The sequence below is a fragment of the Pseudomonas sp. S3(2024) genome (genome assembly GCF_036861315.1).
GTDB lineage: Bacteria > Pseudomonadota > Gammaproteobacteria > Pseudomonadales > Pseudomonadaceae > Aquipseudomonas > Aquipseudomonas putida_A.
Genome location: NZ_JAZAQQ010000001.1, coordinates 699,087 through 717,321, shown reverse-complemented (window position 1 = coordinate 717,321; position 18,235 = coordinate 699,087). Strand labels below are relative to the sequence as shown.

Sequence of the window (18,235 nt, the reverse complement as noted above, 5' to 3'; positions counted from 1 at the left end):
TAGCACTTTCGATTTGGGCCTTTGTTAATCGGTGCGTAATCGAGCTAGATAGTTTTGTGCCACTACCGTAAAAAAATTTACGTGCCACTACTGAAAAAAAGTGCGGCTGTCGAGTGAAACTAAAATTAGAATTGGGCGGGACGATTTTATGGCGCCAATAAAACGGCGAAATGTTGCGAGGGATTTTTGACGTCGTGCGAGCTGCACGACTCTTTATAGAAAGAGTCGTGCAATGGGCATGCTTTATTCCGGGGCGTGGTCGCGCAGAAACACCAGATTGTCCGGTTTCGATTGCTCGGCGCTGTAGCGATAACCCTGCACATCGAACTGCTTGAGCAGGGCAGGATCGTTGATTTTTTCCTGAATCACGAAACGGCTCATCAGGCCGCGGGCCTTCTTCGCGTAGAAGCTGATGATCTTGTACTGGCCGTTCTTCAGGTCCTTGAAATCGGTGTTGATGATCCGGGCGTTCAGGGCGCTGCGTTTGACCGCCGAAAAGTACTCGTTGGAGGCCAGGTTCAGCAGCACATCGTCGCCCTGATCGGCCAGCGCTTCGTTGAGCCATTCGCTGATGCGCGTACCCCAGAACGCGTACAGGTCCTTGCCACGGGCGTTGGCCAGTTTGGTGCCCATTTCCAGACGATACGGCTGCATCAGGTCCAGCGGACGCAGCAGGCCATAGAGACCGGAGAGCATGCGCAAGTGCTTTTGCGCATAGTCGAACTGAGCTTCGCTGAACGATTGCGCGTCGAGGCCGGTGTACACGTCACCCTTGAACGCGAGCAGTGCCTGCTTGGCGTTTTCCGGGGTGAAGGCGGGCGTCCAACTACCGAAACGCGCGGCATTCAGGCCGCCGATCTTGTCGGACACGTGCATCAGTTCGCTGATTTGCGCCGGGCTCAGTTCGCGCAACTGCTGGATCAGCTCCTGAGAATGATCGAGGTATTGCGGCTGGGTAAAGCGCTGGGTCGCCGGCGGTGTTTCGTAATCGAGGGTCTTGGCGGGGGAAATCACCATCAGCATGAAGTCGTCTCCTTTAATCGTGGGGGCGATTCTAGGGGGTTGGCCGGGTTGACTCCAGCTATCAAGCCCATAGGTGATCGACGGCTCGCCACATTTCCCTGTGGGAGGGGGCTTGCTCCCGAAGAGGCCGTATCAGCCTGCCCATCTGTTGGATGACACACCGCATTCGGGAGCAAGCCCCCTCCCACAGGGAATCGGAGTGGCTGCGGGGAATCGTGCGGGATCAGCTATAGTGCCGCGCGGGTTTGGTTATGGAGACACCCCTTTGCGCATTGTTCTTTTATTCACCGCGTGGCTGTTGAGCTTCGGGGCCATGGCGGCGCCGGGCGATGTGGCGACGCTGGATCGCAGCACCTGGCCGGAGCAACTGAGCAGCCCGACGCTGTTCGACGTTGCCTCGCGCGCGGAAATCCTCATGTTCGCCCGGGGCCTGCTCGGCACTGAAGCGCTGGACGAGGCCGCGCTGGCCCAGCGCCTTGGGCTGCGCACGGTCAACGTCGACGCGATCAGCCACCTGCGTCAGCGGCTTTGGGAACGTCTGTTGGCCAACTACAACTTCGCCCAGCAGAGCTGCGATCAGGATGCCTCGTTCTGCTTCCTCGTCGAAGACCTGCCGACCCTGCGCGAGCAGGCCGCCAAGTTCGTGGTCAGCGACGACAGCTATTACACCAAGTGGGCCGAGCCGAGCCGCTTGTTCCATCTGCAGTATCTGGACGAGCTGATGCGCAAGGCCGCGCTGTCGCCGCAAACCAGCAGCGAAGTCGATCAATTCGGCGACTACGAGCGCAACGGCGACGAGATGCACGATCGACTGTTTCTGCTGAGCTTCGACAGCGCCGCCAATCTGCAGCCGGACAACACCGACTGGATTGCCGACTACCTGCGCAAATCCAATCTCAGCGGCACGTTCTTCCTGTTGGGCAAGGATGTGCAGGCGCGGCTCGCTGATCGCTCGGTGAGCAACCTGCAATCGGAGTTCTCGAAACAGTGTGTGGGCGTGCAGGGTTGGGAGTTCCGTTCCCACAGCTATTGGCAGGACTGGCAGGACTCGGTGCGCCGCAGCGCCGATCTGGTGAAGAACAAGTTGCCGGAGAACTATGTGCCACTGTTCCGTCCGCCGGAGGGACAGCGCCGCAGTGATGCTGGCAGCTTCTTCCGCAATCAGGGCCTGCAAGTGGCGCTGTGGGACATCGATGCCCAGGACGGCGCCGGCAAGCTCAAGGGCGCACAGAGTGCGCAGCGGGTGCTGACCCTGATGCTGCTGTGGCGTCACGGGGTGATCAATTTCAACATGAAACAGGATGCGGTGAGGACCGCGTTGCCGTGGCTGATCACGCAAACTGCGCAAAGCGGCATCGGCTTTGAAGACTGTCAGGACGGGTTTCGCTGACAAACGGAAAAAGCCAGGAAACATTGGGCTTGGGGCGATTTTTTTAGAGAATTCGATGCAGGCGGACTTCCGACTTTAGCGGGGTCTGGACGGTCCGCCAAGGGCTTTTCGTCACTCTGCAAAATAAACTTAAAAAAACCGTCAAAGTGCTTTTTTATGTCATGGGTTTTGGAGTATTACGAAGACAGACCGCCGAAACCTGCAACACAGGTGGCGTCTTCCAAGACTCCTTTTGTGTGCAGTTCATCCAGGCCCTCGTGGATGAATTCGGCAGTCACTTCGAGGCGCAGCACCGCCCAGGTATTGCGTCGAATGGCTCCCACAAAGGTGACCGAGTATGGATGATCACGGACGTAGCCCTTCTTCCAACCAGCCAATCCTTTATGTACTCGATACCAACGTATTGATTCACGATCCAAATGCCCTGCTGAATTTCGAAGAACACCACGTCGCGATCCCGATGACCGTGCTCGAAGAGCTGGACAAGCTCAAGAGCGGCCATCACAGCGTTGCTGCCGAATGCCGCCAGGCGATCCGGCTGATCGACAAGACCCTGGGCGATGCCTCCCCCGAGGACGTTGAACTGGGTGTGCCGATCCAGCGCGGCAAGGGCGGGCCAAAGGGCTTGCTGTCAATTCTGATGAGCAAACAGGCCGAGTCGAACCTGATTCTGCCCGAGCATCTGAACGACAACAAAATCATCAACCAACTGATCGACCTGCACACCCGTGATCCGAAGAAGGCCGTGGTGCTGGTCACCAAAGACATCAACATGCGCCTCAAGGCGCGCGCCTGCGGGATCGATGCCGAGGACTACAGCACCGACCAGTTGGTCGACGACGTGTCCCTGCTGCCCAATGGCTACCACAACATGACCGGCTCCTTCTGGGACCGCGTGAGCAAGGTCGAAACCCGTCAGGATCACGGCCGCACCTGGCATCAGGTGCAGTTGATCGACAACCTGCCGGCGGTGCACATCAACGAGTTCATCATTGACGAACAAGGCTTTGTCGGCTGGATCAAGGAAATCCAGGAAGACAAGCTGCTGATCCTCGACCTGCATCAGGAACCGCTGCTGCATCAGGAAGCCTGGGGTCTCAAACCGCGCGATATCTACCAGAGCCTGGCGCTGTATGCGTTGCTGGATCCGGACATTCACCTGGTCAACCTGTCGGGTGCAGCGGGTTCCGGTAAAACCATTCTGGCGCTGGCTGCGGCGATCGAGCAGACCATGGTCAGCAAGCGCTATCGCCGGATCATTGCGACCCGCAGCGTGCAGGGCCTGGACCAGGAAATCGGCTTCCTGCCGGGTACTGAAGCGGAAAAAATGGAGCCTTGGCTGGGCGCCATCACCGACAACCTCGAAGCCTTGCACATGGATGACGAAAACACCCATGGCAGCGTCGATTACATCCTCAGCAAAGTGCCGTTGCAGTTCAAATCGCTCAACTACATTCGTGGTCGCAGCTTCCAGCAGAGCCTGATCCTGATCGACGAATGCCAGAACCTCACGCCGCACCAGATGAAAACCATCATCACCCGGGCCGGTGCCGGTTCCAAAGTGGTGTGCCTGGGCAACCTGGCACAGATCGATACCCCTTACCTGTCCGCGACCAGCTCCGGGCTGACCTACCTGACCGAACGCTTCAAGGATTTCCCCAACGGGGTGCACATCACCCTGCAAGGGGTGCCACGCTCGATTCTGGCCGAATACGCCGAATCGCATCTGTAACCCTTCCAACAAAACCGGGCGGCCTGACAGCCGCCCTTTTTTTATGGATAAACGCAAGGCCATTGTAGGAGTGAGCCTGCTCGCGATAGCGGTGTGACATTCAGCATAATTGTCGACTGATACACCGCTATCGCGAGCAGGCTCACTCCTACAGGGGATTTGCGGGGCAACAGTAATCTCACTCGCAGATATTTGACCCACAGGTTTACAATCCCTGCTCCTGATCAGGAGTAATCCCGTGCTGACTCATCTCGATTCCCAAGGTCGCGCCAACATGGTCGACGTCACCGAAAAAGCCGTGACGTTCCGTGAGGCGACGGCCCAAGCGCTGGTGCGCATGCTCCCCGAAACCCTGCAGATGATCGTCAGCGGCGGCCATCCCAAGGGCGACGTGTTTGCCGTGGCGCGCATTGCCGGCATTCAGGCGGCGAAGAAAACCAGTGATCTGATCCCGCTGTGCCATCCGCTGATGCTCACCGGGGTCAAGGTTGAACTCAGCGCTGAAGGTGACGACAGCGTGCGCATCGTCGCCCGCTGCAAGCTGTCAGGGCAGACCGGCGTAGAGATGGAAGCACTGACCGCTGCCAGCGTCGCCGCACTGACCATCTATGACATGTGCAAAGCGGTGGATCGCGGCATGGTCATCGAAAGCGTGCGTCTGCTGGAGAAGGTCGGCGGCAAGAGCGGGCATTTTCAGGCGGAGCAGCCATGAAGCTGACGGTTAAATTCTTTGCCCGTTATCGTGAAGCGCTGGGCGTGGACTCGGTGGAGGTCGAAGGCGATTTCGCCACGGTCGACGCTGTGCGTGCGCTGCTCGCGCAACGCGAGGGCGCCGAAGTGCTGAGCGAACAGAACCTGATGTGCGCACGCAACGAAGACCTGTGCCCGCTCGACGAGCCGGTGAGCGATGGCGACGAAGTGGCGTTTTTCCCCACCGTGACCGGAGGCTGAGGCATGGCGATTCGAGTGCAGTCCACGGCGTTCGATCCCGGCGCTGAAGTCAACGCGATGCACGCGGCGAATGTCGGTGTCGGCGCGGTGGTGAGTTTTGTCGGCTACGTGCGCGACTTCAACGACGGTCTGGATGTGGCGGGTATGTTCCTCGAGCATTATCCGGGCATGACCGAAAAAGCCCTTGGCAAGATCGCCGTCGAGGCCGAGCAGCGCTGGCCGCTGTTGAAGCTGGAAGTGCTGCACCGCATCGGCGCGCTGGAGCCTGGCGAGCCGATCGTGTTTGTCGGTGCGGCCAGTGCCCATCGCCAGGCGGCGTTCGACGCCTGCGCCTTTGTCATGGACTACCTGAAAACCCGCGCGCCGTTCTGGAAGAAAGAAAACACCAGTGACGGCCCGCGCTGGGTCGAGGGGCGTGACAGTGATCATGCCGCTGCGGATCGCTGGAAAAAATAGTTTTTATAGCGCCTTCAAGTCCGTCTTCGCGAGCAGGCTCGCTCCCACAGGAGAACGCATTCCAATGTGGGAGCGGGCTTGCTCGCGAAGGCGTCATCCGCCACGCAAAAAATCCTGCCTCTTTCATCTGATTGACGGTTTGTACGTAAAAGTCCAGTATGGATTTACAAGTACACAATCCTGTTCCAGCTCTTTTCTTCTGTCTTGCCAAACCAACAACAACCCGCGAGAGAACGAACATGAAGAAACTCCCCCTGATTACCGGTCTGGCCCTGAGCCTGTTGGCGTGCGCCAGCTCGTTTGCCGCCGAGAAGACCCTGCGCATCGGCATCGAGGCCGCTTATCCACCGTTCGCTTCGAAAACCGACAAGGGTGAAATCGTCGGTTTCGACTACGACATCGGCAACGCCCTGTGCGCGCAGATGAAGGTCAAGTGTGTGTGGGTCGAGGGTGAGTTCGATGGCCTGATCCCTTCGCTGAAAGTGAAGAAAATCGACATGGCGCTGTCGTCGATGACCATCAACGAAGACCGCAAGAAGTCGGTGGATTTCACCCACAAGTACTATTTCACTTCGTCGCGACTGGTGATGAAGGAAGGCGCCACGGTCGATGACCAATACGCCAGCCTCAAGGGCAAGAGCGTCGGCGTGCAACGCGCCACCACCACCGATCGTTATGCTACCGAGGTGTTCGAACCGAAGGGCATCAACGTCAAGCGCTACGGCAATAACGAAGAAATCTACATGGACCTGGCGGCCGGGCGGCTCGATGCGATTTTCGCCGACACCATCCCGCTGACCGACTTCCTGTCGATGCCGCGCGGCAAGGGCTACGCGTTTGTCGGGCCGGAGCTGAAGGATCCGAAGTACGTGGGCGAGGGCGCGGGGATTGCGGTGCGCAAGGGCAATACCGAGCTGGTCAGCGAGTTGAACACGGCCATCGACGGGATTCGGGCGAGTGGCGAATATCAGAAGATTTCCCAGAAGTATTTCAAGTCCGACATCTACGGCGACTGATAGTCCGCCTTCGGGAGCAAGCCCCCTCCCACAGGGGAACGCATTCAAATGTGGGAGGGGGCTTGCTCCCGAAAGGGACGGATCAGGCAATACAGCTTATGGATCCTAGCCCTTCAATTCCTTCAAATGCTTGTACACCGTCGCCCGCCCCATGTTCAGCACATTGGCCACATAGTTCGAGGCGCTCTTGCCCTTGAACGCGCCTTCGGCGTGCAGCGCCAGCACCAGTTCGCGCTTGTGATCGCGGGTCAGCAGATTCAGGCTCAGCTGCCGCTCGCGCAGCCAGGCGTGGAGGAAGGTGTTGATGCGTTCCTGCCAGTCATCGCGAAACAGTGAATCCGGCTGCGGGATCAGTTTGCTCGGCGACAGGAACAGATCCAGCGCAGCCTTGGCATTCTCGAACAGCGAAATATTCAGGTTGATGCACAGCACCGCCAGCGGCCGCTCTTCGCGGTCGCGCAGCACGGTGCTCAGGCTGCGGATTTTCTGGCCGTCCCAATTGAGCTTTTCGTACGGGCCGATGTTGCGCTCGCTGACCTCCTCGCTGAGCATGTCTTCAAGCGATGAATCGTCGCCGATCTCGCGCTTGGACAGGTTGTTGGCGATGTAGTCGACCTTCTGCGTGCGCAGGTCGTGCAGCACCACTTCGGCGTGGGGAAAGAACAGCGTGGCGATGGCGTCGGCGATGGCACGGAAGTTATCCAGGGCCGGATCGAATTCGGGGGCGGTCATGTTTGTGGAGCTCCAGGCAGCGTCAGCGCCCCCGTGCACGGGGGCGCTGCGAGTGTGCCGCAATCCGTTGGGCGCGTCATCCGCAGGGGGCATCAGCGCAGTCGTGAAGGGGAGAGCATGGCGCTGCTCAGGCCGAACTGCTGCAACGACTCAGGCAACGGCTGACCACGCACCAATGCCGCGCTGGCCTGGCCCATGGCCGGTGACGTCTGAATACCGTAACCGCCCTGGGCCGCGACCCAGAACAGCCCCGGCACTTGCGGATCGAAACCGCTGAGCAGATCACCGTCGGCGACGAAGCTGCGCAGTCCGGCCCAGGTTCGGGTCGGGCGGCGAATGGTCAGGGTCGTGGCCTCTTCGATCTGATAGATGCCCATGGCGATGTCCAACTCTTCCGGTTGCACGTCATGCGGTTCGACCGGGTCGGCGTTGGCCGGCGAGCCGAGGAACATCCCGGCGTCGGGTTTCATGTAGAACGATTCGTCGAGGCTGACCAGCATCGGCCAGTGATGAATGTCCACGCCCTCGGGGCCGGCGAAAATGAACGCCGCACGGCGTTTCGGTTGCAGGCCCAGCGCCTGGGCGCCAGCCAGCGCGCCGATCTGGTCAGCCCAGGCGCCGGCGGCGTTGATGATGACCGGCGCGCTGAAGGTCTGACCGTTGGTTTGCACCTGCCAGAGGCCAGCGGCGTCGCGCGTCAGGCCCAGCACCTCGCAATCGGTGCGCACCTCGCCGTTGTTGCGGCGGATACCGCGCAGGTAGCCCTGATGCAGGGCGTCGGTGTCGATGTCACTGGCGGTCGGATCGTAGATCGCGCCGTGGACTTTTTCCCGACGCAGGATCGGCAGACGGGCGCAGGCTTCGTCGGCGCTGAGCAACTGCATTTCTGGCACTGTGGCTTTAGCGCTGAGGTACTGGTTGTTCAGCTCGGCGGCGTCACCGCTGAAGTCCACGGTCATTTCGCCGCGCGGCGTGAGCAATGGATGCTCGCAGAAGCCGCTCGGCGGATGGTCGAAAAACTCACGGCTGGCCAGTGTCAGCGCGCGCACCTGCGGCGTACCGTAGGCGGCGGTGTACAGCGCGGCAGAACGCCCGGTGGAGTGATAGGCCGGGTGCGATTCACGTTCGAGCACGATCACTTTGGCGTGGGGCGACAGCCAGAAACCGGTGGAAGCGCCGGCAATCCCGCCGCCGATGATGATGAAATCTGCCTGGCCCATGAAAGTCTCCAGTTGCTCGCAATATTGGAAAATTCGCTGATCCCCTGTGGGAGCGGGCTTGCTCGCGAAGGCGGTATGTCATTCGGCAAATACGTTGCCTGACACGGCCTCTTCGCGAGCAAGCCCGCTCCCACAATGGGATTTGTGGTGATTAGTGGGTCAAGTGATAAACCGCATTGGCCAGCGCGATGTCTTCCAGGCCCAGGCCGATTGAACGGAAAAATACGTGACGGTCGTAACCGGGGCGCGGCACTTTCTCGCTGAGCAGGTCGGCGAGGTCACCGACAATCGCAGACTTGTCCCAGCCATGCTGCTCTCTCGCGATCAACATCTCACCGGCCGAGCCCGGCGTGGTCAGCCGATAGTCACAGAACACCTGCATGTCGCCCAGGCTCTGCGGCGGCAGCTCATGGGCGCGTGGTGCGTTGGTGCTGATCGAGGTGATCAGCGCCGGTTTGCTCAAGCTGGCCGGGTCGATGACCGGGCCGGCGGATGACGTGCAGAGCATGATCACGTCCGCGTCTGTGAGGGCGACATCGCGGCTGTCGGCAATCTTCACCCCCAGGTAGATCTCTTTCAGCAGCGCCCGGGTTTCAGCGTCTTCAGACAGGCTCGGCGAATACACGCTGATGTTCTGCCAGTCGCGCAGACCTTTCACGTAATGCAAATGAGCCTGGGCAACCTTGCCGCTGCCGATGATCGCCAGCCGTTGGGCTTTCAACGGCGCGAGGGCATCGATCGCTACGGCGGTGGTCGCTGCAGTGCGTGCGGTGGTCAGCTCGCCGGCATCGCAAAGCAACAGCGGTTGGCCGGTTTTCATCGACATCAATAGTGTCCACGCCGTGACCAGCGGCCCTTGTTCACGGACGATGTAGGGCGAGGTCTTGACCCCGTACACGCCGTCCTCGGCCAGCACCCCCAGATAATTGATGAAGTCGCCGGCGCCCTGCGGAAACTCCACCAATTGCTGCGCCGGTTGCACGGCGTGGCCGGCGGCGAGGTCGCGAAACAGTTTGCGCAGGATCTGCGGCACATCGATGCGCGCCAGCAGCTCGCGGGCCTGGGTGTGGTCGATCACGTAGGGTGTACTGGACATGTCAGGCTCCACGGTCTGGATATAAACTAATTTGTCTATTATGGACTTTTAGTTGTCTATCGCAAGCGCCTGCTTAAACGCCGGGCAAAAAAAAAGCGCAGTCCGTCACCGGCTGCGCTTTTTCGTTACAGATCGCTTACTGCGGCTGCGGACGCTTGCGTTCCACTGCACGCAACAGGTGCGTCGGCGGTGTTTCACAGCTGATCTTGCGACCCAGTTTTTCTTCGATCGACGGCAACTGGTAGGAGTCGTCCTCACCGGCGAAGCTGATCGACACGCCGTCGGCGCCCGCGCGACCGGTACGGCCGATGCGGTGCACGTAGTCGTCCGGCACTTCCGGCAGGGTGAAGTTGATCACGTGGCTGATGCCGTCGATGTGGATGCCGCGACCGGCGACATCGGTGGCCACCAGCACGCGGATCTTGCCTTCGCGGAAGCCTTCGAGGGTCTTGATGCGCTTGTGCTGCGGCACGTCGCCGGACAGTTGCGCGGCGTTGATGCCGTCGCGCACCAGGCGCTCTTCGATGCGACGCACTTCGTCCTTGCGGTTGGCGAAGACGATGACGCGTTCCCAGCCGTTGTCGTTGACCAGGTTGTAGAGCAGTTTGTATTTGTCAGCCGCGGCCACCGCATAGATGTGCTGCTCGACGTTTTCGTTGGCCACGTTGGTGACTTCGATTTCGACGATTGCCGGATCGGTGGTCCATTGCTTGGCCAGGTTCATCACGTCTTCGGTGAAGGTCGCGGAGAACAGCAGGGTCTGACGCTCGGACTTCGGCGGGGTCTGACGAATGATCTGCCGCACTTGCGGGATAAAACCCATGTCGAGCATGCGGTCGGCTTCGTCCAGCACCATCACTTCGACCATGTCCAGGTGCACGTCGCCGCGCTGGTTGAAGTCGAGCAGACGGCCCGGGGTGGCGACGAGGATGTCGCAGTGGCGAGCTTCGAGGTGCTTGAGCTGCTTGTCGAAGTCCATGCCGCCAACGAACGTCATCACGTTGAGGCCGGTGTACTTGGTCAGGTCGGCAGCATCCTTGGCGATCTGCACCACCAGCTCACGGGTCGGCGCGATGATCAGCGCACGGGGTTCACCCATGTAGCGTTCTTTCGGCGGTGGCGTCTGCAACAACTGAGTGATGATCGAGATCAGGAACGCAGCGGTCTTGCCGGTGCCGGTCTGCGCGCGGCCGATGGCATCTTTGCCGGCGAGGGTGAAACCCAGCACCTGCGCCTGGATCGGCGTGCAGTACGGGAAGCCCAGGTCCTGGATGGCGTGCATCAGTTCCGGAGCGAGCTTGAAATCGTGAAAGCGGGTTTTGCCTTCCTGGGGTTCGACAACGAAATCTTCGAGCTTCCAGGGAATGACCGGTGCCTTGGGCTTCGGTTCGCGGCGCGGCCGGGGTGGTTTTGGCGCTTCGGCGCGGACCGGTTCGGTAGCGACGGCAGGTTGCGGCTCAGGCTGGGGTGTCGCTACCGGAGCCGGACGTTCAGCCTTGGGCGCAGCGCTGCGAGGGCCGGGGGCGTGCGACGGCGCACTGGGGACTGGCGCGAGCTGCTCAGCCTCGCTTTTACCGAACATTTTCTTGAGTGCTTTGAGCACGGTCATCTCATCAATTGGTTAAGGAATGTACGCCGGCCAGTGTAATGCAAGAAACGGGCGCGGCGTAGTGGGATGATCAAAGCGGTCCGCCAAGCGGCCGAATCAACGCAGGCGTTCGCTCAGCCAGACGCCGATGTCACGAATTTCTTCGGGTAACACTTCGTGCTCCATTGGGTATTCCTGCCATGTCACGGTGACACCATGCTTCACCAAATGCTCATAGGCGCTGCGCCCCATCGAGTTCTGCACCACGCCGTCGAACTGGCCGTGCAGGCATAGCGCAGGAATACGCTGCTGACTGGCTGAAAGCTCCATCTCGTCAGTGAAGGTCGGGGCATAGGTGGAGAGGGCAAGTACGCCACCCAACGGGCCTTGCCACTTTATATAAGCGGTGTGCAGAACGACGGCGCCGCCTTGGGAAAACCCGGCGAGAAAAATCCGCGAAGCGTCTATTCCGCTGGCGCGCTCCTTTTCGATCAATTCAATGATGCGATCCGCCGACGCTTCCAACTGCTCACGGTCAATCGACCGCGCCGGGCTCATGGCCTTTATGTCGTACCAGCTCGGCATCTCGTAACCACCATTGATGGTGACGGGCTGGGTTGGCGCTTGCGGCAATACAAAGCGGGTAGTCAGCAGGCTTTCCTGCAGCGCTTCGGCGACCGGCAAGAAGTCATAGCGGTCCGCGCCGAGGCCGTGCAGCCAGATCACGCAGGCGTCTGCAGGCTTTACGGGTTGAAGAATCAGGGGCTCGGTCATGGCTGCTCCAAAAATGTGCGGGCGCTCTCAATAAGTGCGTGATTGAGGTGCGCGTCCGGTCGATCCGTTAAGAAGATGTCGCAAGGCTACAAGTTTTGCTATTGACCTGTCGCGCAATCGCTTCAGAAAGCGGTGTGGTACGGGCTTTGCTATGGAGGATTCTGTACGAAGCGTCCTACGCCTTGCGGTAACACTATCAGTGTACGTCTTGCGACGGGATTGCAAAGAATCCGGTGATGGATGTTCGCCAATGGCCGCTACGGGCAAAGCGAACGTGAAAGGGCTACAGCCCGTTCGGCCGATTGGTGAGAAGTGAGTTGTCCATGATGTGGATTTTCTCCTACTAGACTCATAGCGAAGGTCTTACGTCGGTTGACCCCAAAAAAAGCCAACACGGGTCAACAACGCCTCAAAAGGGTGCGACTGGACTCAAGCTCCGACACAACAAGAGCAAAACTGGAGGTTTGAATGAAGATGTTGAAATCCACTCTGGCGGTCGTGACTGCAGCAGCAGTACTCGGCGTCAGCGGGTTCGCTCAGGCGGGTGCAACCCTGGATGCCGTGCAGAAGAAAGGTTTCGTGCAGTGTGGCGTGAGCGACGGTCTGCCGGGTTTCTCGGTGCCGGACGCTTCGGGCAAGATCCTCGGGATCGACGCTGACGTCTGCCGCGCTGTGGCCGCTGCCGTATTCGGCGACGCCAACAAGGTCAAGTTCAGCCAGTTGAACGCCAAGGAGCGCTTCACCGCGCTGCAGTCCGGCGAAATCGACCTGCTCTCGCGCAACACCACCATGACCAGCTCGCGTGACGCCGGCATGGGCCTGAAATTCCCGGGCTTCATCACTTACTACGACGGCGTGGGCTTCCTGGCCAACAACAAGCTGGGCGTGAAAAGTGCCAAGGAACTGGACGGTGCAACCATCTGTATCCAGGCCGGTACCACCACCGAACTTAACGTCTCCGATTACTTCCGCGCCAACGGCCTGAAGTACACCCCGATCACTTTCGACACCTCCGATGAAAGCGCCAAGTCGCTGGAATCCGGTCGTTGCGACGTGCTGACCTCCGACAAGTCGCAGCTGTACGCACAGCGCAGCAAACTGGCTTCGCCAAAAGACTACGTGGTGCTGCCGGAAACCATCTCCAAAGAACCACTGGGCCCGGTCGTGCGTAACGGCGACGACGAGTGGCTGGCGATCGTTCGCTGGGTTGGCTACGCGCTGCTGAACACTGAAGAAGCCGGCGTGACCTCGAAAAACGTGCTGGAAGAAGCCAAATCCACCAAGAACCCGGACGTCGCTCGTCTGCTGGGTGCTGACGGTGAATACGGCAAAGACCTGAAACTGCCGAAGGACTGGGTTGTGAAAATCGTTTCGCAGGTCGGTAACTACGGTGAAATCTTCGAGAAAAACCTCGGCAAGAGCACTCCGCTGGAAATCGACCGTGGCCTGAACGCGCTGTGGACCAACGGCGGCATTCAGTACGCACCACCAGTGCGCTAATGGTTCTATCACCCGGCGGGCCAACCGCCGGGTGATGTTCTGTTCCATTTCTTCCGGGGCACTTCATGCAAAATTCAATCGGCGCACCAAAGCAGAGGCTCAGCCTCAGCGATCCGCGAGTGCGTGCGTGGCTGTTTCAGATCATCACCGTCGTGGCGGTGGTCGCCATGGGCTGGTATCTGTTCGATAACACCCAGACCAACCTTCAGCACCGGGGCATCACCTCCGGTTTCGACTTTCTGGAGCGCAGTGCCGGGTTCGGCATCGCTCAGCACCTGATCTCCTACACCGAAGCGGACAGTTACGCTCGGGTGTTCGTGATCGGCCTGCTCAACACCCTGTTGGTGACCTTCATCGGCGTGATCCTGGCGACCCTGCTGGGCTTCATCATCGGTGTGGCGCGGCTGTCGCCGAACTGGATCATCAGCAAACTGGCGACCGTGTACGTGGAAGTGTTCCGCAACATTCCGCCGCTGCTGCAGATCCTGTTCTGGTACTTCGCGGTATTCCTGACCATGCCGGGACCGCGCAACAGCCACAACTTCGGCGACACCTTCTTCGTCAGCAGCCGTGGCCTGAACATGCCGGCCGCGCAAATGGCTGACGGCTTCTGGGCGTTCTTCATCAGCGTGGTGCTGGCCATCGTCGCCATCGTGCTGATGTGCCGCTGGGCCAACAAGCGTTTCGAAGACACCGGCGTCCCGTTCCACAAGTTCTGGACCGGCCTGGCGATCCTGCTGGTGATCCCGACCTTGTGCGCGCTGATCTTCGGTGCCCCCCTGCACTGGGAAATGCCGCAACTCAAGGGTTTCAACTTCGTCGGCGGCTGGGTGCTGATCCCGGAACTGCTGGCGCTGACCCTCGCCCTGACCGTGTACACCGCGGCGTTCATCGCCGAAATCGTGCGTTCGGGGATCAAGTCGGTCAGCCATGGTCAGACCGAAGCGGCGCGTTCGCTCGGCCTGCGCAACGGCCCGACCCTGCGCAAGGTGATCATTCCGCAAGCCTTGCGGGTGATCATTCCGCCGCTGACCAGCCAATACCTGAACCTGGCGAAGAACTCGTCGCTGGCCGCCGGTATCGGTTATCCGGAAATGGTTTCGCTATTCGCCGGCACCGTGCTCAACCAGACCGGTCAGGCGATCGAAGTCATTGCCATCACCATGAGCGTGTACCTGGCGATCAGTATCAGCATTTCCCTGCTGATGAACTGGTACAACAAGCGCATTGCGCTGATCGAGCGGTGAGGAAACGCGCATGACAACCCATACTTTCAAACCCGACATGCCACCGCCGGCCAAGGTCTTCGGCCCGATGGCATGGATACGCGCGAACATGTTTTCCAGCTGGCTCAACACCCTGCTGACCCTGTTTGCGTTTTATCTGATCTACCTCGTGGTACCACCGATCCTCAGTTGGGCGATTCTCGATGCCAACTGGGTCGGCACCACCCGCGCCGACTGCACCAAGGACGGCGCCTGCTGGGTGTTCATTCAGCAGCGTTTCGGCCAGTTCATGTACGGCTACTACCCGACCGGCCTGCGCTGGCGCGTCGACCTGACCGTGTGGCTGGCGGTGATCGGCGTGGCACCGCTGTTCATCTCGCGCTTCCCGCGTAAAGCGGTGTACGGTCTGAGCTTCCTGGTGATCTACCCGATTGTCGCCTGGTGCCTGCTGCACGGTGGCGTGTTCGGCCTCGACGCCGTGGCGACCAGCCAGTGGGGCGGTCTGATGCTGACCCTGGTCATCGCCACCGTGGGTATCGCCGGTGCCTTGCCGCTGGGGATCATTCTGGCGCTGGGCCGGCGCTCGAACATGCCGGCGATTCGTGTGGTCTGCGTGACCTTCATCGAGTTCTGGCGCGGCGTGCCGTTGATCACGGTGCTGTTCATGTCCTCGGTGATGCTGCCGCTGTTCCTGCCCGAAGGCATGAACTTCGACAAGCTGCTGCGGGCGCTGATCGGGGTGATCCTGTTCCAGTCGGCCTACGTTGCCGAAGTGGTGCGCGGCGGTCTGCAAGCGATCCCCAAAGGTCAGTACGAAGCGGCTGCGGCGATGGGCCTCGGTTACTGGCGCGCCATGGGCCTGGTGATTCTGCCGCAAGCCTTGAAGCTGGTAATCCCCGGCATCGTCAACACGTTTATTGCGCTGTTCAAGGACACCAGCCTGGTGATCATCATCGGCCTGTTCGACCTGCTCAACAGCGTCAAGCAAGCCGCTGCCGACCCGAAATGGCTGGGCATGGCCACCGAAGGCTACGTGTTCGCCGCTCTGGTGTTCTGGATTTTCTGTTTTGGTATGTCGCGCTATTCCATGCATCTGGAACGCAAGCTCGACACTGGCCACAAGCGTTAGGAGTTCTCTGTAAATGAGCGAAGCAATCAAAAAGCCTGTCGGCCCTGAAGGCATTATCCAGATGCAGGGCGTGAACAAGTGGTACGGCCAGTTCCACGTGCTGAAAGACATCAACCTCAACGTCAAACAGGGCGAACGCATCGTCCTGTGCGGCCCGTCGGGTTCCGGCAAATCGACCACCATCCGCTGCCTCAACCGTCTGGAAGAGCACCAGCAGGGGCGCATCGTTGTCGACGGCGTGGAGCTGACCAACGACCTCAAGCAGATCGAAGCGATCCGCCGCGAAGTCGGCATGGTGTTCCAGCACTTCAACCTGTTCCCGCACCTGACCATCCTGCAGAACTGCACGCTGGCGCCGATGTGGGTGCGCAAGATGCCCAAGCGCAAGGCCGAGGAAATCGCCATGCATTATCTGGAGCGCGTACGCATTCCGGAGCAGGCGCATAAATTCCCGGGGCAACTGTCCGGCGGTCAGCAACAGCGTGTGGCGATTGCCCGCGCGCTGTGCATGAAACCGAAAATCATGCTGTTCGACGAACCGACCTCGGCCCTCGACCCGGAGATGGTCAAAGAGGTGCTGGACACCATGATCGGCCTCGCCGAAGACGGCATGACCATGCTCTGCGTGACCCACGAAATGGGCTTCGCCCGCACCGTGGCCAACCGTGTGATCTTCATGGACAAGGGCGAAATCGTCGAACAGGCGGCGCCGAACGACTTCTTCGACAACCCGCAGAATGACCGCACCAAACTGTTCCTGAGCCAGATCCTGCATTGATTGCCTGAAAAGCTCGCCTGACAAAAAGCCCTGCCGGTATGCCGACAGGGCTTTTTTCATGGGGGCGAATCAGCCCGCATTTGTTTTGCGTTCAAGTGCCAGGTGCACGGCACGCAGCGCGTTGAGTCGGCCGTGCCCGTAGTAGTGACTGTGGCCGTTTTCGTCGTACTGGCCGCGCGGCCCGTCATCGGGGTGGCCGATCTTGTCGCAGCAATCGGCAAGGATCTGGCGTACCGCAGAGCGATCAAGCTCGGGATTGACGCCGAGCACCAGCGCAGCGATGCCCGCGGCGCCGGGGCAGGCGCTGGAGGTACCGCTGAAGGTGTCGGTGTAGGCCGGCAATGTGGCGGCGGCAAACTTTGCGCTCAAATCAGTGGTACGGATACCCCGGGTCTGCGGGATCGAGGTTGCAGGTTTGAACTTCGGATCGGGGTGTTGCTGATCGCCGCTGGGAAAGCAGCACCAGAGTGACTTGCCATAATCACTGTAGGCACTGCGCCGGTTCTGATCGTTGCAGGCACCTACCGCAATGACGTGGGGGTGGCTGGAATAGCCATCGTTATCGGCGCACTCGTTACCGTTTCCCGCGCCAAAAAAGATCACACAGCCTTTGCCATTGCGGCCCTTGGTGGCGGCGTATTCGATTGCCAGCCGTGTGCTGGCGGCCAGGGGAAACACTTGCGTGTGACGCGGGTCCGCCGGGTCGGCCCAATGCCCTTCAGCCGGCCCCCAGCTGCAGGAAATGACGTCGGCTCCCTGATCGGCCGCCCAGAAAAAGGCGTCGGCCTCCGCGCGGGCTCCCAAGGGTTTGGTGAGTTTCAACGGCATCAGGCTGGCTTTGGGGGCGACACCGCTGGCGCCGTCCTTTCCATTGGCGCAAGCCACGCCGGCGGCGGCCGTACCGTGGCGCTCCAGGGCGTTCTGTGGGCGCGGGCCGCCTTTGGCGTTGCGTCGGTCAAAGTTCTGTGCACCGACCACTTTGCCTTCTCCGGAAAATTCGGGATGGTCAATATCGAACGCGTCATCGATGACTGCGATGACGATGCCTTCGCCCTGCGCGAGCTCATGTGCGGCTTCGACGTTGGCGCTGGCATCGATTTCAACCTGATAGGTCACGGTGGTTTTCTTCAGGTGCCACTGATTGGCATGGATCGCTCGGCGTTGACCCTGGCGCAGCAGCTCCGGGTGGCAGTATTCGATCTCGTCGCGTTCCAGCCATTCACTCGTGAGGGTGCAGATATCGATGCCATGGATGGCGGGGTGATGCACAAAAAAGGCATTTTTTGCATACGGCACCTGTTGCTTGATCATCAGGCCCAGCGCTTGAAGTATGACCATGCACTCGGTGGCTTTCAGCGAGTCGATGAACTTCAAAAAGATATTTTCGGTATAGAGCACCGGCTCCTGAGTGATGGGATCCACCAGCACGCTGCCCGCGAAGCGCACGTCGGGCAATTCGCGCAACAGCGCCTTGCGTTGCGAGGCGTCCGAGTGCTCAGGCAGTTTGAAAATCTGCACATCAGCGTCCTCGACATGCAGCAACAGTTCGCAACCTTCCAGCGCTGCGTGAGCAGATTCGCAGCAAAGCGTTTGCGCCAACTGCGCTCCCGCGTGGCTGCGGATT

17 protein-coding genes are annotated in these 18,235 nt (G+C 60.1%); 10 read left to right on the top strand and 7 right to left on the bottom strand.

What is annotated here, in order from left to right; all coding sequences use genetic code 11:
* Positions 1-243 precede the first annotated feature (243 nt).
* Positions 244-1,023 carry a peroxide stress protein YaaA gene (gene yaaA, locus VLA07_RS03410; protein WP_108181747.1) on the bottom strand — a complete coding sequence of 260 codons (780 nt, stop codon included), beginning with the start codon at positions 1,021-1,023 and terminating at the stop codon, positions 244-246.
* Between the two features lie 313 nt (positions 1,024-1,336).
* Between yaaA and VLA07_RS03405 the strand changes: the two genes are divergently transcribed.
* The 6 genes from VLA07_RS03405 (at position 1,337) to VLA07_RS03380 (ending at position 6,568) form a co-directional block, all read left to right on the top strand.
* The gene (locus VLA07_RS03405) at positions 1,337-2,413 is read left to right on the top strand and encodes a polysaccharide deacetylase family protein (RefSeq protein ID WP_442969534.1); all 1,077 of its coding nucleotides are present in this window, start codon (positions 1,337-1,339) and stop codon (positions 2,411-2,413) included.
* Positions 2,414-2,750: 337 nt separating this feature from the next.
* Positions 2,751-4,145: a PhoH family protein gene (locus VLA07_RS03400; protein ID WP_027610931.1), complete on the top strand. Its 1,395-nt coding sequence runs from the start codon at positions 2,751-2,753 to the stop codon at positions 4,143-4,145.
* A gap of 238 nt (positions 4,146-4,383) precedes the next feature.
* The gene (gene moaC / locus VLA07_RS03395; RefSeq protein ID WP_095138249.1) at positions 4,384-4,857 is read left to right on the top strand and encodes a cyclic pyranopterin monophosphate synthase MoaC; all 474 of its coding nucleotides are present in this window, start codon (positions 4,384-4,386) and stop codon (positions 4,855-4,857) included.
* The gene (gene moaD / locus VLA07_RS03390) at positions 4,854-5,096 is read left to right on the top strand and encodes a molybdopterin converting factor subunit 1 (protein ID WP_098967306.1); all 243 of its coding nucleotides are present in this window, start codon (positions 4,854-4,856) and stop codon (positions 5,094-5,096) included. The genes moaC and moaD overlap by 4 nt, the downstream gene beginning before the upstream one ends.
* Positions 5,097-5,099: 3 nt before the next feature.
* Complete coding sequence (gene moaE, locus VLA07_RS03385; RefSeq protein ID WP_007965204.1) at positions 5,100-5,552, top strand: molybdopterin synthase catalytic subunit MoaE; 453 nt, start codon at positions 5,100-5,102, stop codon at positions 5,550-5,552.
* A gap of 239 nt (positions 5,553-5,791) precedes the next feature.
* Positions 5,792-6,568 carry an ABC transporter substrate-binding protein gene (locus VLA07_RS03380; protein ID WP_333988397.1) on the top strand — a complete coding sequence of 259 codons (777 nt, stop codon included), beginning with the start codon at positions 5,792-5,794 and terminating at the stop codon, positions 6,566-6,568.
* A gap of 105 nt (positions 6,569-6,673) precedes the next feature.
* Here VLA07_RS03380 and VLA07_RS03375 read toward each other — a convergent pair whose 3' ends face one another.
* The 5 genes from VLA07_RS03375 to VLA07_RS03355 form a co-directional block, all read right to left on the bottom strand.
* Entirely contained in the window at positions 6,674-7,300 is a 627-nt protein-coding gene (locus tag VLA07_RS03375) for a helix-turn-helix transcriptional regulator (RefSeq protein WP_095138253.1), read from the bottom strand.
* Positions 7,301-7,392: 92 nt separating this feature from the next.
* Entirely contained in the window at positions 7,393-8,520 is a 1,128-nt protein-coding gene (locus VLA07_RS03370; RefSeq protein ID WP_333988396.1) for an NAD(P)/FAD-dependent oxidoreductase, read from the bottom strand.
* Positions 8,521-8,671: 151 nt separating this feature from the next.
* The gene (locus VLA07_RS03365) at positions 8,672-9,616 is read right to left on the bottom strand and encodes an ornithine cyclodeaminase family protein (RefSeq protein WP_333988395.1); all 945 of its coding nucleotides are present in this window, start codon (positions 9,614-9,616) and stop codon (positions 8,672-8,674) included.
* Positions 9,617-9,752: 136 nt separating this feature from the next.
* Positions 9,753-11,225 (bottom strand): ATP-dependent RNA helicase RhlB, encoded by a 1,473-nt coding sequence (rhlB, locus tag VLA07_RS03360; protein ID WP_247267855.1) that lies wholly within the window; start codon positions 11,223-11,225, stop codon positions 9,753-9,755.
* 96 nt (positions 11,226-11,321) lie between these two features.
* Complete coding sequence (locus VLA07_RS03355) at positions 11,322-11,978, bottom strand: alpha/beta hydrolase (protein WP_247267854.1); 657 nt, start codon at positions 11,976-11,978, stop codon at positions 11,322-11,324.
* Positions 11,979-12,446: 468 nt separating this feature from the next.
* On the opposite strand from VLA07_RS03355, the gene VLA07_RS03350 reads away from it, so the two are divergent.
* The 4 genes from VLA07_RS03350 to VLA07_RS03335 all read left to right on the top strand — a co-directional run bounded on the left by VLA07_RS03350 (position 12,447) and on the right by VLA07_RS03335 (position 16,611).
* Positions 12,447-13,478: an amino acid ABC transporter substrate-binding protein gene (locus tag VLA07_RS03350; RefSeq protein WP_007965188.1), complete on the top strand. Its 1,032-nt coding sequence runs from the start codon at positions 12,447-12,449 to the stop codon at positions 13,476-13,478.
* Positions 13,479-13,543: 65 nt separating this feature from the next.
* Positions 13,544-14,725: an amino acid ABC transporter permease gene (locus VLA07_RS03345; RefSeq protein WP_097086328.1), complete on the top strand. Its 1,182-nt coding sequence runs from the start codon at positions 13,544-13,546 to the stop codon at positions 14,723-14,725.
* A 10-nt stretch (positions 14,726-14,735) separates the two neighbouring features.
* Positions 14,736-15,833: an amino acid ABC transporter permease gene (locus tag VLA07_RS03340; RefSeq protein WP_007965184.1), complete on the top strand. Its 1,098-nt coding sequence runs from the start codon at positions 14,736-14,738 to the stop codon at positions 15,831-15,833.
* A 13-nt stretch (positions 15,834-15,846) separates the two neighbouring features.
* On the top strand, positions 15,847-16,611 hold the full coding sequence (locus VLA07_RS03335) for an amino acid ABC transporter ATP-binding protein (protein ID WP_003221897.1): 765 nt from the start codon (positions 15,847-15,849) through the stop codon (positions 16,609-16,611).
* A 69-nt stretch (positions 16,612-16,680) separates the two neighbouring features.
* Here VLA07_RS03335 and VLA07_RS03330 read toward each other — a convergent pair whose 3' ends face one another.
* Positions 16,681-18,075 carry a S8 family peptidase gene (locus VLA07_RS03330; RefSeq protein WP_333988394.1) on the bottom strand — a complete coding sequence of 465 codons (1,395 nt, stop codon included), beginning with the start codon at positions 18,073-18,075 and terminating at the stop codon, positions 16,681-16,683.
* Positions 18,076-18,235 lie beyond the last annotated feature (160 nt).

What these genes read in the sequence shown, in the direction of transcription:
- yaaA (WP_108181747.1), bottom strand. Translation starts at nt 1,023, where the DNA reads ATGCTGATGGTGATTTCCCCCGCCAAGACCCTCGATTACGAAACACCG.
- VLA07_RS03405 (WP_442969534.1), top strand. Translation starts at nt 1,337, where the DNA reads ATGGCGGCGCCGGGCGATGTGGCGACGCTGGATCGCAGCACCTGGCCG.
- VLA07_RS03400 (WP_027610931.1), top strand. Translation starts at nt 2,751, where the DNA reads ATGGATGATCACGGACGTAGCCCTTCTTCCAACCAGCCAATCCTTTAT.
- moaD (WP_098967306.1), top strand. Translation starts at nt 4,854, where the DNA reads ATGAAGCTGACGGTTAAATTCTTTGCCCGTTATCGTGAAGCGCTGGGC.
- moaE (WP_007965204.1), top strand. Translation starts at nt 5,100, where the DNA reads ATGGCGATTCGAGTGCAGTCCACGGCGTTCGATCCCGGCGCTGAAGTC.
- VLA07_RS03380 (WP_333988397.1), top strand. Translation starts at nt 5,792, where the DNA reads ATGAAGAAACTCCCCCTGATTACCGGTCTGGCCCTGAGCCTGTTGGCG.
- VLA07_RS03375 (WP_095138253.1), bottom strand. Translation starts at nt 7,300, where the DNA reads ATGACCGCCCCCGAATTCGATCCGGCCCTGGATAACTTCCGTGCCATC.
- VLA07_RS03370 (WP_333988396.1), bottom strand. Translation starts at nt 8,520, where the DNA reads ATGGGCCAGGCAGATTTCATCATCATCGGCGGCGGGATTGCCGGCGCT.
- VLA07_RS03365 (WP_333988395.1), bottom strand. Translation starts at nt 9,616, where the DNA reads ATGTCCAGTACACCCTACGTGATCGACCACACCCAGGCCCGCGAGCTG.
- rhlB (WP_247267855.1), bottom strand. Translation starts at nt 11,225, where the DNA reads ATGACCGTGCTCAAAGCACTCAAGAAAATGTTCGGTAAAAGCGAGGCT.
- VLA07_RS03355 (WP_247267854.1), bottom strand. Translation starts at nt 11,978, where the DNA reads ATGACCGAGCCCCTGATTCTTCAACCCGTAAAGCCTGCAGACGCCTGC.
- VLA07_RS03350 (WP_007965188.1), top strand. Translation starts at nt 12,447, where the DNA reads ATGAAGATGTTGAAATCCACTCTGGCGGTCGTGACTGCAGCAGCAGTA.
- VLA07_RS03345 (WP_097086328.1), top strand. Translation starts at nt 13,544, where the DNA reads ATGCAAAATTCAATCGGCGCACCAAAGCAGAGGCTCAGCCTCAGCGAT.
- VLA07_RS03340 (WP_007965184.1), top strand. Translation starts at nt 14,736, where the DNA reads ATGACAACCCATACTTTCAAACCCGACATGCCACCGCCGGCCAAGGTC.
- VLA07_RS03335 (WP_003221897.1), top strand. Translation starts at nt 15,847, where the DNA reads ATGAGCGAAGCAATCAAAAAGCCTGTCGGCCCTGAAGGCATTATCCAG.